Origin of the sequence: Franconibacter daqui (assembly GCF_014644275.1) — a bacterium.
In the GTDB taxonomy this organism is placed as follows: Bacteria; Pseudomonadota; Gammaproteobacteria; order Enterobacterales; family Enterobacteriaceae; genus Franconibacter; species Franconibacter pulveris.
On record NZ_BMKJ01000001.1, the window covers coordinates 1,591,139 to 1,605,462 of the forward strand.

The following is a 14,324-nucleotide window of genomic DNA, read 5'->3' on the forward strand; positions in this document are numbered from 1 at the left end:
CCCTGATAATTTCACGGTTTTTTTACCATCTGACTGACACAGTACACAAAAGTGAAAATGTCTGGCCTGGCGCTTTGCTAAAATTGAGGTATTACGACAGGGTGCGTCGCCGTATCACGCATCCCTCAATTTTGCGCACTCTAAGGATCACTTATGATCACAATCGACGGCAATGGCGCGGTTGCTTCGGTGGCGTTTCGCACCAGTGAAGTCATCGCCATTTACCCCATCACCCCCAGTTCGACCATGGCGGAACAGGCGGACGCCTGGGCGGGCAACGGCCTCAAAAACGTCTGGGGCGATACGCCGCGCGTGGTGGAGATGCAGTCCGAGGCCGGGGCCATCGCCACGGTGCACGGCGCGCTGCAAACCGGCGCCCTCTCCACCTCGTTTACCTCTTCCCAGGGGTTGTTGTTGATGATCCCGACGCTCTATAAGCTTGCGGGCCAGCTTACCCCTTTCGTGCTGCACGTGGCGGCGCGCACGGTCGCGACCCATGCGTTGTCGATTTTCGGCGACCATTCCGACGTGATGGCGGTACGCCAGACCGGCTGCGCGATGCTTTGCGCGAGCAGCGTGCAGGAAGCGCAGGACTTTGCGCTGATTTCCCATGTCGCCACCCTGAAAAGCCGCGTGCCGTTTATCCATTTCTTTGATGGCTTTCGCACTTCGCATGAAATTAACAAAATCGTGCCGCTGGCGGACGACACCATCCGCAGCCTGATGCCGCAGGCGGAGATCGACGCTCACCGCGCCCGCGCGCTGAACCCGGAGCATCCAGTGATCCGCGGCACCTCCGCCAACCCCGACACTTACTTCCAGTCCCGCGAAGCGACCAACCCGTGGTACAACGCCGTTTACGATCATGTTGAAACGGCGATGAACGACTTTGCGCAGGCCACGGGTCGTCACTATCGCCCGTTTGACTATTACGGCCATCCGCAGGCGGAACGCGTTATCGTTGTAATGGGATCCGCTATCGGCACCTGCGAAGAGGTGGTGGACGAACTGCTGACGCAGGGCGAAAAAGTGGGCGTGCTGAAAGTACGCCTTTACCGCCCTTTCAGCGCAAAGCATTTACTGGCGGCATTGCCGCAAAGCGCGAAGCGCATTGCGGTGCTCGATCGCACCAAAGAGCCTGGCGCGCAGGCGGAGCCGCTTTATCTTGATGTGATGACTGCGCTTGCCGAAGCGTTCAACGCAGGCGAGCGCGAAACCCTGCCGCGCGTCATTGGCGGACGTTACGGGCTTTCCTCAAAAGAGTTCGGCCCGGAGTGCGCGCTGGCGGTGTTTACCGAGCTGAAGGCGCAGCAGCCGAAAGCGCGCTTTACGGTGGGGATTTACGATGACGTGACTCATCTTTCTTTACCATTGCCGGAAAACACACTGCCTTCTCACGCAAGGCTGGAGGCGCTGTTTTACGGGCTTGGCAGCGACGGCAGCGTTTCCGCCACCAAAAACAACATTAAGATCATCGGTAACGCTACGCCATTTTACGCGCAGGGCTATTTTGTCTACGACTCGAAAAAAGCGGGCGGCCTGACGGTTTCCCACCTGCGGGTCAGCGAGCGGCCGATCAACTCCGCCTATCTGGTGAACCAGGCAGATTTTGTCGGCTGCCACCAGCTGCAGTTTATCGATAAATACCAGATGGCCGAACGGCTAAAACCCGGCGGCATTTTCCTTATCAATACGCCTTATGCGCCGGATGAAGTGTGGCGCCGGCTTCCGCAAGAGGTGCAGGCGGTACTGAACCATAAACACGCGAAAGTGTACGTGGTTAACGCGGCGAAAATCGCCCGCGAGTGCGGCCTTGGCGCGCGCATTAACACCGTTATGCAGATGGCGTTTTTCCACCTCACGCAGATCCTGCCCGGCGACGCCGCGCTACAGGCGCTGCAGGCCGCGATTGCCAAAAGCTACAGCAGCAAAGGCCAGGAGCTGGTGGAGCGCAACTGGCAGGCGCTGGCGCTGGCCCGCGAATCGCTGTTTGAGGTCAGCCGTGAAGCGGTTAACCCGCAAAGCCCGCTGCGTCCGCCGGTCGTTTCCGACGCCGCGCCCGATTTTGTCAAAACCGTTACCGCCGCCATGCTGGCGGGCCTTGGCGACGCGTTGCCGGTCTCCGCGCTGCCGCCAGACGGCACCTGGCCGCTCGGCACCACCCGCTGGGAAAAACGCAATATCGCGGAAGCGATCCCCATCTGGAAACCTGAACTTTGCACCCAGTGCAACCACTGTGTCGCCGCCTGTCCGCATTCGGCGATACGCGCCAAAGTGGTTTCCCCTGAAGCAATGAGTGACGCCCCGGCCTCGCTGAATTCGCTGGATGTGAAATCTCGCGATATGCGCGGCCAGAAATATGTATTGCAGGTTGCGCCTGAAGATTGCACCGGCTGCAACCTCTGCGTGGAAGTGTGCCCGGCGAAAGATCGTGAAAACCCGGAGGTTAAGGCCATCAACATGATGTCCCGCCTTGAGCATGTGGAAGAAGAGAAAGTGCATTACGACTTTTTCCTCAGCCTGCCGGAGATCGACCGCACCGCGCTTGAGCGCATCGATATTCGTACCTCGCAGCTGATTACGCCGCTGTTTGAATACTCCGGCGCCTGTTCCGGCTGCGGCGAAACGCCCTACATTAAGCTGCTGACCCAGCTTTACGGCGACCGCTTGCTGATTGCCAACGCCACCGGCTGCTCCTCGATTTATGGCGGCAACCTGCCCTCCACGCCTTACACCACCGATGCCAACGGCCGCGGCCCGGCATGGGCGAATTCACTCTTCGAAGATAACGCGGAGTTTGGGCTTGGCTTTCGCCTGACGGTAGACCAGCACAAAGCGCGAGTGATGCGCCTGCTGGATAAGTTTGCCGACAGGCTTACTCCCGAGCTGAACGCGCAACTGCGCGCTGAGGCGACGCCACCAGTGCGCCGGGAACAGGTAGCCGCGCTGCGCCAGCAGCTGGCGAATATCGATGACGTCGATGCGCAACAGCTTCTGACCGATGCCGATGCGCTGGTGGAAAAATCAATCTGGCTTATCGGCGGCGATGGCTGGGCGTACGATATCGGTTTTGGCGGTCTTGACCATGTTCTGAGCCTGACTGAAAACGTTAATATCCTCGTACTCGATACCCAGTGTTACTCCAATACCGGCGGCCAGGCGTCGAAAGCGACGCCGCTCGGCGCCGTCACAAAATTTGGCGAGCATGGCAAGCGTAAAGCCCGTAAGGATCTGGGCGTCAGCATGATGATGTACGGCCATGTTTATGTAGCGCAAATCTCGCTTGGCGCGCAGCTTAACCAGACGGTGAAGGCGATACAGGAAGCGGAGGCGTACCCTGGTCCTTCACTTATCATCGCTTACAGCCCCTGCGAAGAGCACGGCTACGATCTGGCGCTGAGCCATGACCAGATGCGACAGCTCACCGCGACCGGCTTCTGGCCGCTCTACCGCTTCGACCCGCGCCGCGCTGAGGAGGGCAAGCTGCCGCTGGCGCTCGATTCGCGTCCGCCTTCCGATGCGCTGGCGGAAACGCTGCTTGCCGAGCAACGCTTCCGTCGCCTGAACGCGCAACAGCCCGACGTGGCGGAGCAGCTGTGGAAGGACGCCGCCGCTGACCTGCAAAAGCGCTACGACTTCCTGGCGCAAATGGCGGGCAAGGCGGAAAGAACCAGCACCGAGTAAGTAAAAAGGCCGCGAAAGCGGCCTTTTTTACAGGAAAGATATCAGCTCAGGAAGCGCACGCGGCAGCTTTTGCCCTTGATTTTGCCCTGCTGCAGTTGCTTGTACGCTTTACGTGCCTGCGCCTGACGCACCGCCACGTAAACATGTACCGGATAAACGTCTATCTTGCCGATATCCGCCGCGCTTAAGCCCACATCACCCGTCAGCGCGCCGAGCACGTCGCCCGGACGCATTTTGGCTTTTTTGCCGCCATCGATGCACAGCGTCGCCATTTCCGCTTCCAGCGGCTTCACTATGCGGCGCGCGGGCGGCGTTTGCCAGTCGATATCAAGCTTGAGCATATCCGCCAGCGCATTGGCCCGCGCAATCTCTTCCGGGGCGCAGAAGCTGACTGCCAGCCCCTGCTCCCCCGCACGGGCGGTGCGGCCGATGCGATGCACGTGCACCTGCGGCTCCCAGGCGAGCTCAAAGTTGATAACCATCTCCAGAGCCTTAATATCCAGGCCGCGGGCCGCCACGTCAGTCGCCACCAGCACGCGGCTGCTGCCGTTGGCAAAGCGCACCAGCGTCTGGTCGCGGTCGCGTTGCTCCATAACGCCATGCAGCGCCAGCGCGCTCTGCTCGCTGGCGTTGAGCGCGTCGCATACCTCCTGGCAGGCTTTGCGGGTATTGCAAAAAACCACGCAGGAAGCGGGCTGACGTTCGCTGAGCAGCGTTTGCAGCAGGGAGATTTTCTCGCGCCCGGCCACTTCAAAGAAACGTTGCTCAACGGCGGGCAAGGCCTCGACGCTGTCGATATCAATCGTTACCGGGTTGCGCTGTACCCTTTCGCTCACCGCGGCGATAGCCGCAGGCCAGGTGGCGGAAAAGAGCAGCGTCTGGCGATGTTGCGGGCTAAAGCGGATAACCTCGTCAATGTCATCGCTAAAGCCCATATCAAGCATACGGTCCGCCTCATCCAGCACCAGCGTATGGAGCTCGTCAAGCTTAACGGTGCCTTTTGCCAGATGCTCCAGCAGTCGGCCAGGCGTGGCGACAATAATGTGCGGCGCGTGGGCGAGCGAATCGCGCTGAATATTGAACGGCTGGCCGCCGCAAAGCGTCAGCACTTTTACGTTTGGCAGATGGCGCGCCAGACGGCGCAGCGCATTCGCCACCTGATCCGCCAGCTCACGCGTCGGGCACAGGATCAGCGACTGGGTGGAAAAACGCGAGGCATCCATACGCGCCAGCACGCCCAGGCCGAAAGCGGCGGTTTTACCGCTGCCCGTTTTCGCCTGCGCCCGCACGTCGCTGCCCGCAAGAATCGCCGGCAGCGAGGCCGCCTGAACCGGCGTCATGGTATGGTAGCCCAGCGCCTCAAGGTTGCTAAGCTGCTCGGGGGGAAGTGCGTTAAGGGATGAAAACGAAGCCTGGGTCATAAATCTCTGCTCATAAGAAAGCGTAAAGCGCGTATCCTCGCATAAAGCGTCGCGCTTTGCGCGTTGAATCGCATCTGGATTTTACGTGTAAGGTATTTGTATAAATGCAAAAAACCCGCACAGGGCGGGTTTTATTACAGGTGGCTGTTTACTTATTTTATGGAAATAACGTGAAGTTTATTCCCGGACAAATAAATTTACAGCGCAGCGCGATAACCGTTTTGCATTATTGCAGTACGCTTATATTCCGTGGGCTGCATGCTCACCTGCATATTCGATTTGCAAAAAATACATTTGGCGCCATACGGATTCTTTTCCGATACGTCAAAATGCGACGTCCGGTACTGCGATCCCTGGCAGCATGGACATTTAAAATGCATAAGTTTAGTGGCGTCCTTAAAGAGCAACCACGTTCGCTGCTGCCGGGCCTTTCTGGCCTTGCTCAACAGAGAACTCAACTTTCTGACCTTCTTCCAGCGTGCGGTATGCGTCGCTCTGAATTGCAGAAAAATGCACGAAAACGTCTTTGCTGCCGTCAACCGGAGAAATAAAGCCAAAGCCTTTCTCGGAGTTGAACCATTTAACGATACCAGTCATTTTAGTAGACATAATTTTACCTTTTTGATTGTAGCCTTCCGGCGAATGAGGTCTGAGACAGAATTTAATCAGAGCTTAAGTGGAGACTCAAAGAGGAGAGGTATCGAAGGATAACGCCTGAGAGAGAACTGCTTTACTAACTGCTTATGATCGGGTCTGTATATCAAACCGAGGACGCTATTAACGCACGCCCTTCTTTTTTACGCAAGCATTATATTTAAATTGTTTTCTGGCGCTTCGCTTTATGCTTTTCTTCGCCGCAACCGCCGCCAGGCAAAAAACGAAGCGCTGTCTTTGATTTCCCTGTCAACAAGTTGTTGCTTAAGCAGTAAAACGCGCTGGCATTCGCCGCCGTAATCCGTACCATACACGCCACACTGAGTGCAGCAGCAGGACGCCGCGAAAACCCGCCGGCGTTTACCTTATAAAGGTGAAGCCCACTGGCCTGAACCTGCGCTTAACGCCATACTCGCACGCTGGGCCCTGTTGTTATCCTGGCGTCACCTGTCAACGTGGACAACGAATAAATGTCAGAGAATCAAGAAATTAGCAAAAAAGAGCAGTATAACCTCAACAAGCTTCAGAAGCGCCTGCGCCGCAACGTAGGCGAAGCCATCGCCGATTTCAACATGATTGAAGAAGGCGACCGCATTATGGTTTGCCTTTCTGGCGGCAAAGACAGCTATACCATGCTGGAGATCCTGCGCAATCTGCAACAGAGCGCGCCGGTGAATTTCAGTCTGGTCGCGGTAAACCTTGACCAGAAACAGCCAGGCTTCCCGGAGCATATTCTGCCGCAATACCTTGATTCTCTTGGCGTGGAATACAAAATTGTCGAAGAGAACACTTACGGCATCGTGAAAGAGAAGATCCCGGAAGGGAAAACCACCTGTTCACTCTGTTCCCGCCTGCGCCGCGGCATTCTCTACCGTACCGCGACCGAGCTTGGCGCGACGAAAATCGCGCTGGGCCATCACCGCGACGATATTCTGCAGACGCTGTTTTTGAATATGTTCTACGGCGGCAAGATGAAAGGCATGCCGCCGAAGCTGATGAGTGATGACGGCAAACATATCGTCATTCGTCCCCTCGCCTACTGCCGCGAGAAAGATATCGAACGCTTTTCTACAGCGAAAGGCTTCCCGATTATTCCGTGCAACCTCTGCGGGTCGCAGCCGAATCTGCAGCGCCAGGTGATTGCCGATATGCTGCGCGACTGGGACAAGCGCTATCCGGGCCGCATCGAAACCATGTTCAGCGCGATGCAGAACGTGGTGCCTTCACACCTGTGCGATACAGCGCTTTTCGACTTCAAAGGCCTTCAGCACGGCGCGGAAGTGGTGGCCGGCGGCGATCTCGCCTTCGACCGTGAAGCGATCCCGATGCAGCCAGTCGGCTGGCAGCCGGAAGAAGAGGACAACGATCCGCTTGCCCTGCGTCTTGACGTGCTCGAAATCAAATAATCTCTTCTTTATTTGTGCCCCGCATTCTGCGGGGCACATTTTTCAACGCGCTTAGCGCATATGCGGCGGCGGATCGACAATCGGTTTCGGGTCTGGCTCAAGCGGCGGGTCAGGAATGGGCTGCGGTTTAGGGATAGGATCGGGTACGGGCACCGGGTCGGTGGGTACAGGGTCGCTCATGCGTCGCGCAAAATCATCGTTCATGCTTGCCTCCTGAAAGTGGGAGATGCTGTCCCTTTAAGCGTAGTGGCTCAGGATAAAGAGGCAAAAAAAAGCCGACTTATTCAGTCGGCGTCGTACGAATCAATTGTGCTATGCAGTAATTCAAAAAAGGAAGTAAGACAATATGGAGCGCAACGCCCATCGCTTGACGTTGCATTCACCTGCGAGAGAGATAATGCCCCGAAAAGAGAGCGCATGTTTTGATATGGCTCAAGTTAAACCGCCTTTTCATGTTTATATTTTGTTAAAATAGTTAATATTTACAGCCATTTACTGCGATGTAACCACCACGTAACGCCGCCTATCAATACCACCAACAGCATACAGAACAGGCTAAAGCCGAAGTGCCATTCGCCGCCGGGAATGCCGCCGAGGTTAACGCCAAACAGACCGGTTAAAAAGGTGCTGGGCAGAAACACCATCGCCATCAGCGACATGGTATAGCTGCGGCGCGCCAGCGACTCCTGCATCAGCTGGGAAATTTCATCAGACATCACGGCCGTACGGGCGATACAGGCGTCGATTTCATCAAGCCCCCTGCCAAGCCGGTCCGAAATATCCTGCATACGGCGACGATGGTCATCGCTCATCCAGTTAAAACGCTCGCTGGCGAGGCGGGAATAGACGTCGCGTTGCGGCGTCATGTAGCGCCTCATCACGATGAGCTGCTTACGCAACAGGGCAAGATGACCGCGCGGCGGTACCTGCTGGTCGAGTAAGTTATCTTCGAGATCGATAATTTTATCGTGCAGCTCTTCGATAAATTCGCTGGCGTGATCGGTCAGCGCATCGCAAATATCCACAAGCCAGCTGCCGCCGTCCGTCGGACCGGAGCCCTCATTCAGGTCATTTACCACATCATCCAGCGCCAGGACTTTGCGCTGACGCGTTGAGACAATCAGCCGTTCGTCCATGTACAGGCGCATCGCCACAAGCTGGTCGGGGCGTTCATCGGTGCTGCCGTTGATGCAGCGTAGCGTAATAAGCGTTCCCTCCCCCATGCGCGTGACTCGCGGCCGCAAGCTCTCTCCCGCCAGCGCATCGCGCACGGCGTTCGGCAGCAAGGGCGTCGTGGCGAGCCACTGCGCGCTTTCCGGGTTGGTGTAGTTAAGGTGCAACCAGCAGGGATGGTCTTTATCGATTATTTCATCATCGTCGAGCGGTCTTACGCCGCCCTTGCCGTCCAGCATCCAGGCGAAAACCGCATCCGGCACATTCACATCCGATCCTTTAATTGCGTCCACCTTGCCTCCTTACGCAATAACAATTCACTCAGTCTAGCCACGTTGCGTCGCGAAGCAACCCGCTTCGTCTGATACTGTTTAACATCATGTCAATACGCTGTTCGGCGCTTTCTTTTTGCTTATGATTATTAAATCAGGTCCCGGCAAAAATAAGTGAACTTACTCTTCTGGTTTTACGCTTCGCTTATTCAGGCGAGTAAAAGAAAGAGAGAAAATACCGTTTCGAATAGCACTACCCCACCGCAGCATAATTACGCAGCGGCTTAAGGGCGCGACCAGATTAAGGATGAACTGATGGGCAAAAAAGAAAGTCAGCGGCCAGGCAACCGCAAGGGTCGCCCGGTCAGAATAACGCTACCAGCAGCGCGACAGGAAAACTCATCGGCCAGGTCGCTCCTACCAGCGCCGCGCTCAGCAGCTTGATGCGCATCCGGTCTTTAGCGATGAAAAACGTGATGACCGCAGCGACCAGCGCCACTACGGCGTAAAAGATAAGCATATGTTGATAGAGTGTCATGGAGTTGCAAAAGGTAAGCATTTGTGGCGCTGAACTATGCGACTTTTTATGACGCAGATCAACTTTTTTATCGCCCTTTTCCCACGCCCCGCCTGCATTCGTCACTTTTCAGACCATACGTATGGTACAAATCCTAAAAGCTTCGGCTACGCTTGCCAGAAGCGCAATTGTGATCAGACTTTGCTGAGTGTGACCTTATCCCAACACCAGGGGATCGCGGCTTCACGGAGGAAGCCATTTCCCTGGCGACATAAAAAAGCCGCCCGCAGGCGGCTGATTATTCGGCATTTAAGCCTCATAACGGGCGCGTATCATCGATATCTTCGTCATCATCAAGCGGGTCGATATCATCCGCGCCATCCTCTGGCGAGTCGATATAGTCATCATCCTCATCCAGCGGATCGTCTAATGGCTCATCATCATCCAGCGGTACGGATTCGTCATCCGGTAAAGGCTCATCATAATCAGGACGGTCTGTCATACACACCCCCATAAAAACCTGTATCAGGAGCACTGAGTATAGCCAGGTCGTGTTATTTTACCGGGACGTTGTCCAATTTATTTTTTGCAAATCTTCTCTCGTTACGCTGGAGCTTTTTTTATTTTAACCGCTTCTTTTGGCTTATTTCATCCCCATATCACTCTCCTGCCAGATGAATTTCTGACGCCTCTTTCTGCATTTATACTATTTACATTACCCCTGTGGAGATAATGCATTGCAACGAGAGAATGTGGTCTCTTCGAGTCTTGATTCGGTGGGCTATGACATGGATAACCGGGTGCTGGAAATCGCCTTTCGCAACGGCACCGTTTATCACTATCTTAACGTGCCGCAGCAGACCTGGGCGCAACTGATGCGTGCGCCATCAAAAGGGCGCTATTTCGATCGCGCCATCCGGGAGCGATACCCCTTCCGGCGCGTCGAAGGCGGTTAAAAAATGACGCCAGTCGGCCTGTCGTTAACCCTGAGCCGCGCAACAGGATGCGCTGGCACGGCAAAGCGGTTTATAAACCAGGCTCGCTGTTTCAATGCTTTTAACTTACGCAAGCAGGCCTGCCATTTCCAGCGCATCCTCGCCTGCCGGGAGGCGCATCGGCGCAGCAGGATCGTTTGCCATCTGCCAGATTGCTTTTGCGACATCCGCAGGATGCGTAACCCTTTCGCTTTCAGCCATACCGTTAAATACACGCTGGCTCAGCTCCCTGTAATCCGCAGGAATAGTGCCCATGATGCGTTGGGCATTTTCACCAAAACGGGTCGCTGGCGAGCGTCCCGGCAGGATAAGCCCCACGCGGATATTGAACGGACTGACTTCCATGGCCAGAGATTCGGTGAAAGCGTTCACCGCCGCCTTGCTGGCGGAGTAAACCGCAAGCAGAGGCAGCGGCTTGAGGGTGACAGCGGAAGTCACGTTGATAACCACACCTGCGCGTCGCTCTCTGAACTGCGGGAGTACGGCGCGGGTCATCGCAATCGTCCCAAGCGTATTGGTTTCAAACACTTCCCTCACGGTATCCGCAGAAACGCCCTCCAGCGCATTTAGCATGCCGACGCCCGCATTGTTTACCAGTACGTCAATATGCCCGGCCTCAGCGATAGCCCGATTGATGCTCTCCTGATTTGTCACGTCCAGGCGCAGCAGACGTAAACGTTCGCCCGAGGGCAGAAAGTTTTCTGTGGGTTCGCGCATGGTGGCGATAACGTTCCAGCCTTGCGCTAAAAAATAATGTGCTGTTTCGAGACCAAACCCTGATGAACAGCCGGTAATCATAACCGTTTTCATGTGTACTCCAGTCAGTGATGTGCCTGTACGAATAATAGACGCCTGCCGCTGGACGATATATATTCAGGAATCCCTGTTTCTTTAGCGAGAGTCCGGAAATGACCGACCCATTAGCGGAAGTGATCGCCATGCTTAAGCTCAGGGCGGCGCTGTCCAAAACCATTACTGGTACAGATGCCTGGCGAGTGCGGCGTTCAGAGCAGGGGCAGCCGTTTTACTGCGCCGTTCTTGAGGGGGCCTGTCGGCTTGAGTTAGAACATCATGACCCGCTCACGCTGAATGCCGGTGATTTTGTTTTGATACCGGCGGCTTACCATTTCGCATTGACCAGCATTATCCCTCCTGCTGCCGATGCTGAAGACACGCTCCCGGTAAAGGTGGCAGACGGGCATTTCAGGCTTGGGGATCTGCACGCGCCTGCGCAAGTGCTGGCGTTGCTAGGACACTGTGTGTCTGATTCATCGGATGCCGGTCTGCTGGTTTCGCTTCTGCCAGAGTTTGTTTTAGCGCGCGATGAAAAGCGTCTGGCGCTGCTCGTCGCCCTGCTCAGAGATGAAGCGCAGGCGCAGCGTTCTGGAAAAGATTTCATTCTTGCCCGAATTATTGAATTGCTTTTTATTGAGGCTATCCGCTCAACAGAAACGCTTGCCACGCCTGGCCTGATGCGCGGCCTGGCTGATCCCCGCATCGCGCAGGCGATACGGCTCATACACCAGCAGCCGGCCCGCCGCTGGACGGTAAAGGAACTGGCAAGCGGCTGCGCCTTATCGCGCTCAACCTTGTTCGAGCGTTTCACGGCAATGACGGGCATCACGCCGATGGGATATCTCCAGTCGTGGCGAATGACGCTTGCCATGCAGTTGCTTTGCCGGTCTGGCGTCAGTATCTCTGCGGTGGCGGAACACATTGGTTATAACTCCGCCAGCGCGTTCAGCGTGGCGTTTACCCGCCATGTCGGCCTTCCGCCAGGAAGATATGCTCAGCAACGCAGCGGGAAACACACTGATGTAAACAACTCAGGGTCTACCGTCTGATTTTGCGTCTTCTGTTGACTGCTTCCCGCGCGGGCGGGTTGTTTGCTAAACGCCAAACGGGCGCCTCATTCGCCAGTCAACCGCGTGCCTGATGCCTCACCCAGTCATTCTCTTACTTCATGAGTCACGGATTGATTCAATACGGTTCGGCTCCAGTCATAAAATGCGCGCACTGCCGGCGGAAGGTAGCGGGTTTGCGGATATACCAGCGATAAAGGTAGATCAAACGCGTAATTATCCAGGCAGGCAACGAGCTCCCCGCTCTTCAGATACGGGGCGACCAGGTAGCTGGCGGCGCGAATTAAGCCGATACCCGCTATTCCTGCCTGGATGTAGGCATCCGTATCGTCGACCACCAGCGTCTCTTTCATACGGATAGCGCGATCGCCCTCCTCCAGCGTAAAAAACCATTCGGTAGTGCGTCCGGTGCGATGGTTCAGGTACCCCACTGCGCGATGCCTTTCCAGCTCGTCTAACGTTTCTGGTTTGCCATGCGCGTCAAGGTAGTTTGGGGAAGCCAGCACCGCCCATTTAAAATTCGCGAGCGGACGGGCCACCAGCGTGGTTGAATCCTCGATTCTTCCGGTGCGGATAACGCAGTCATACCCTTCCTGTATGATGTCCTCCACGTTGTCACTTGAACAAAGCATCAGCTCCAGTTCGGGGTATTGGCGCAAAAATGACTGGAGACGGGGGATGAAACAGTGCCGGGCGAGAGATTGCGGCATCCCCACCTTAAAGCGGCCTTTGGGTTGGGAAGACAGGCCCGGGAAGGAGGACTCCATGGTCGCGATATCAGTCAGGATCCGTCTGCATTCTTCGTAGTAAGTGCGCCCATCGGCGGTCACGCTGAGTTTGCGGGTGGTGCGCTGTAAAAGCTGAATGCCAAGCCAGGATTCCAGCTCCTTAATCACTCGCGACACGGTCGAGCGTGGAAGTCCCAGCACTTCCGCCGCTCTGGCGAAACTTTGGGTATCCACCACCGAAACATAGACCTTCATTGATTCAAGCTTATCCATCGTCTCTCCTGCACCCGAAGGCGGCAATTGTGCCATTTAAGCGAACAATCTAACCCATGCCTGCCAGCTTATCGAATGAAAACCCTCGCCGTAAACTTACCCTACACGCAGTAACCTTGCTGCCTGAAAGAGAGAGGGTTCCTGATGCAACAACATAATTCTACTGCAGGCGAAAAAATATTAGTGCTGGGGGCAGGACAATTGGGCGCTGCCGTTCTGGATACGCTTGTGCCGGCGGCAAGGGCCATGATGAGCAGCGTCGCTGTCATTGTCTCGCCCGGCTCATGGGATAACCAGGGCAAACTACGATCGGCTGTGCATCAGAAATATGCTGACGCGGGCGCAGAGTTTATTGCGCTGGATATTGCGGCCAGCACCACTCAAACACTATCAGCGCAGATGAAAGCATTTGATACGGTCATCAATTGCATGGGCTTTGTCGCCGGAGCGGGCACACAAATCAGGATCACGCGCGCAGTGCTTGAAGCGGGCGTTAAACGCTATTTCCCCTGGCAGTTTGGCGTTAATTACGATGTCGTCGGTAAAGGAAGCGGCCAGCCCGTCTGGGACGAACAGTATGATGTCAGGACGTTATTGCGCGCACAGAACGCAACGGAATGGGTCATTATTTCAACCGGAATGTTTACCAGTTTTCTCTTTGAACCCGCCTTTGATGTCGTGAACTTAGCTAAAAAAACGATCAATGCGCTGGGCGGCTGGGAAACCCAAATCACCGTCACGTCACCTGCGGATATAGGCCGACTGACCAGCGCCATTTATTTCCATCAACCTCGTATTGCAAACGAAGTGGTATTTGTGGCGGGTGAAACGACCTCCTACGGAAAACTGGCGGAAACGGTCGAGCGGGTAACGCAGCAATCCTTTTCCAGAACCGTTTTTACGCTGCCAGCGCTTCAGAATGCGCTGCATTTGAACCCGGATGACCCGATGCTCCGCTATCGGGCGGCTTTCGCCCGGGGAGAGGGTGTGTGGTGGCCATTAAATGAAACCTGGAATGTACGGAATAATTTCCCAACCCAGGATATTGAGTCCTGGCTCAGGGCGTTAATTTAACTCACTTTTCTGTTCAGGAGCCACGCCGTGAAAACCGTTATCACGCTGTTACTGGTTTATCTTCTCTTGCCCTTTTCCTTATATGCACAAACCGTTACTGCAACCGGCGGTACGCTTGAGGAAGCGGAAAGCAAAATTCGTCAGTTGGCGCAAAACGAAAAGGGCGCGTCATATAAAATCATTGAGGCGCGAATGGGTAACAAAGCGCATATCACTGCGAAAATAACCACGTCATAAATACGCGAGGGGCGCCATCGCCCCTCGT

15 protein-coding genes are annotated in these 14,324 nt (G+C 55.5%); 6 read left to right on the top strand and 9 right to left on the bottom strand.

The genetic code is table 11. From position 1 onward, the window contains the following. The first annotated feature begins 153 nt into the window (after positions 1-153). Positions 154-3,684 (top strand): pyruvate:ferredoxin (flavodoxin) oxidoreductase, encoded by a 3,531-nt coding sequence (gene nifJ / locus IEX01_RS07560; RefSeq protein WP_188723588.1) that lies wholly within the window; start codon positions 154-156, stop codon positions 3,682-3,684. A 41-nt stretch (positions 3,685-3,725) separates the two neighbouring features. On the opposite strand, the gene dbpA is transcribed toward nifJ, so the two are convergent. The 3 genes from dbpA to cspE form a co-directional block, all read right to left on the bottom strand. Continuing rightward, a complete protein-coding gene (gene dbpA / locus IEX01_RS07565; RefSeq protein ID WP_188723589.1) occupies positions 3,726-5,105 on the bottom strand; it encodes an ATP-dependent RNA helicase DbpA in 1,380 nt (459 codons plus the stop codon). A gap of 197 nt (positions 5,106-5,302) precedes the next feature. Further along, positions 5,303-5,485: a cold shock small protein YmcF gene (ymcF, locus tag IEX01_RS21545; RefSeq protein WP_071788483.1), complete on the bottom strand. Its 183-nt coding sequence runs from the start codon at positions 5,483-5,485 to the stop codon at positions 5,303-5,305. 16 nt (positions 5,486-5,501) lie between these two features. Further along, on the bottom strand, positions 5,502-5,714 hold the full coding sequence (gene cspE / locus IEX01_RS07570) for a transcription antiterminator/RNA stability regulator CspE (protein WP_024557707.1): 213 nt from the start codon (positions 5,712-5,714) through the stop codon (positions 5,502-5,504). 515 nt (positions 5,715-6,229) lie between these two features. Here cspE and ttcA point away from each other — a divergent pair. After that, positions 6,230-7,165 carry a tRNA 2-thiocytidine(32) synthetase TtcA gene (gene ttcA, locus IEX01_RS07575; RefSeq protein WP_188723590.1) on the top strand — a complete coding sequence of 312 codons (936 nt, stop codon included), beginning with the start codon at positions 6,230-6,232 and terminating at the stop codon, positions 7,163-7,165. 51 nt (positions 7,166-7,216) lie between these two features. Here ttcA and ynaL read toward each other — a convergent pair whose 3' ends face one another. The 4 genes from ynaL to IEX01_RS07595 form a co-directional block, all read right to left on the bottom strand. Continuing rightward, a complete protein-coding gene (gene ynaL, locus IEX01_RS07580; protein ID WP_154663427.1) occupies positions 7,217-7,369 on the bottom strand; it encodes a proline-rich small protein YnaL in 153 nt (50 codons plus the stop codon). A 278-nt stretch (positions 7,370-7,647) separates the two neighbouring features. Then, positions 7,648-8,631 (bottom strand): zinc transporter ZntB, encoded by a 984-nt coding sequence (zntB, locus tag IEX01_RS07585; protein ID WP_024557709.1) that lies wholly within the window; start codon positions 8,629-8,631, stop codon positions 7,648-7,650. Between the two features lie 343 nt (positions 8,632-8,974). Further along, on the bottom strand, positions 8,975-9,148 hold the full coding sequence (locus IEX01_RS07590) for a GhoT/OrtT family toxin (RefSeq protein ID WP_071788484.1): 174 nt from the start codon (positions 9,146-9,148) through the stop codon (positions 8,975-8,977). A 295-nt stretch (positions 9,149-9,443) separates the two neighbouring features. Continuing rightward, positions 9,444-9,629, bottom strand: coding sequence for a hypothetical protein (locus IEX01_RS07595; RefSeq protein WP_024557710.1), 186 nt, complete (start codon positions 9,627-9,629; stop codon positions 9,444-9,446). A gap of 235 nt (positions 9,630-9,864) precedes the next feature. On the opposite strand from IEX01_RS07595, the gene IEX01_RS07600 reads away from it, so the two are divergent. After that, the gene (locus tag IEX01_RS07600; RefSeq protein ID WP_024557711.1) at positions 9,865-10,083 is read left to right on the top strand and encodes a KTSC domain-containing protein; all 219 of its coding nucleotides are present in this window, start codon (positions 9,865-9,867) and stop codon (positions 10,081-10,083) included. 105 nt (positions 10,084-10,188) lie between these two features. Here IEX01_RS07600 and IEX01_RS07605 read toward each other — a convergent pair whose 3' ends face one another. Further along, complete coding sequence (locus IEX01_RS07605) at positions 10,189-10,932, bottom strand: SDR family oxidoreductase (protein ID WP_188723591.1); 744 nt, start codon at positions 10,930-10,932, stop codon at positions 10,189-10,191. Positions 10,933-11,030: 98 nt separating this feature from the next. Between IEX01_RS07605 and IEX01_RS07610 the strand changes: the two genes are divergently transcribed. Continuing rightward, positions 11,031-11,966 carry an AraC family transcriptional regulator gene (locus tag IEX01_RS07610; RefSeq protein WP_188723592.1) on the top strand — a complete coding sequence of 312 codons (936 nt, stop codon included), beginning with the start codon at positions 11,031-11,033 and terminating at the stop codon, positions 11,964-11,966. Positions 11,967-12,070: 104 nt separating this feature from the next. On the opposite strand, the gene IEX01_RS07615 is transcribed toward IEX01_RS07610, so the two are convergent. Then, the gene (locus tag IEX01_RS07615) at positions 12,071-12,985 is read right to left on the bottom strand and encodes a LysR family transcriptional regulator (RefSeq protein ID WP_188723593.1); all 915 of its coding nucleotides are present in this window, start codon (positions 12,983-12,985) and stop codon (positions 12,071-12,073) included. Positions 12,986-13,129: 144 nt separating this feature from the next. Here IEX01_RS07615 and IEX01_RS07620 point away from each other — a divergent pair, with 144 nt between their 5' ends. Together IEX01_RS07620 and IEX01_RS07625 are read left to right on the top strand one after the other, a co-directional pair. Beyond that, complete coding sequence (locus IEX01_RS07620) at positions 13,130-14,059, top strand: aromatic alcohol reductase (protein WP_188723594.1); 930 nt, start codon at positions 13,130-13,132, stop codon at positions 14,057-14,059. Between the two features lie 27 nt (positions 14,060-14,086). After that, positions 14,087-14,296 carry a YdgH/BhsA/McbA family protein gene (locus IEX01_RS07625; protein ID WP_024561296.1) on the top strand — a complete coding sequence of 70 codons (210 nt, stop codon included), beginning with the start codon at positions 14,087-14,089 and terminating at the stop codon, positions 14,294-14,296. Positions 14,297-14,324: the final 28 nt, after the last annotated feature.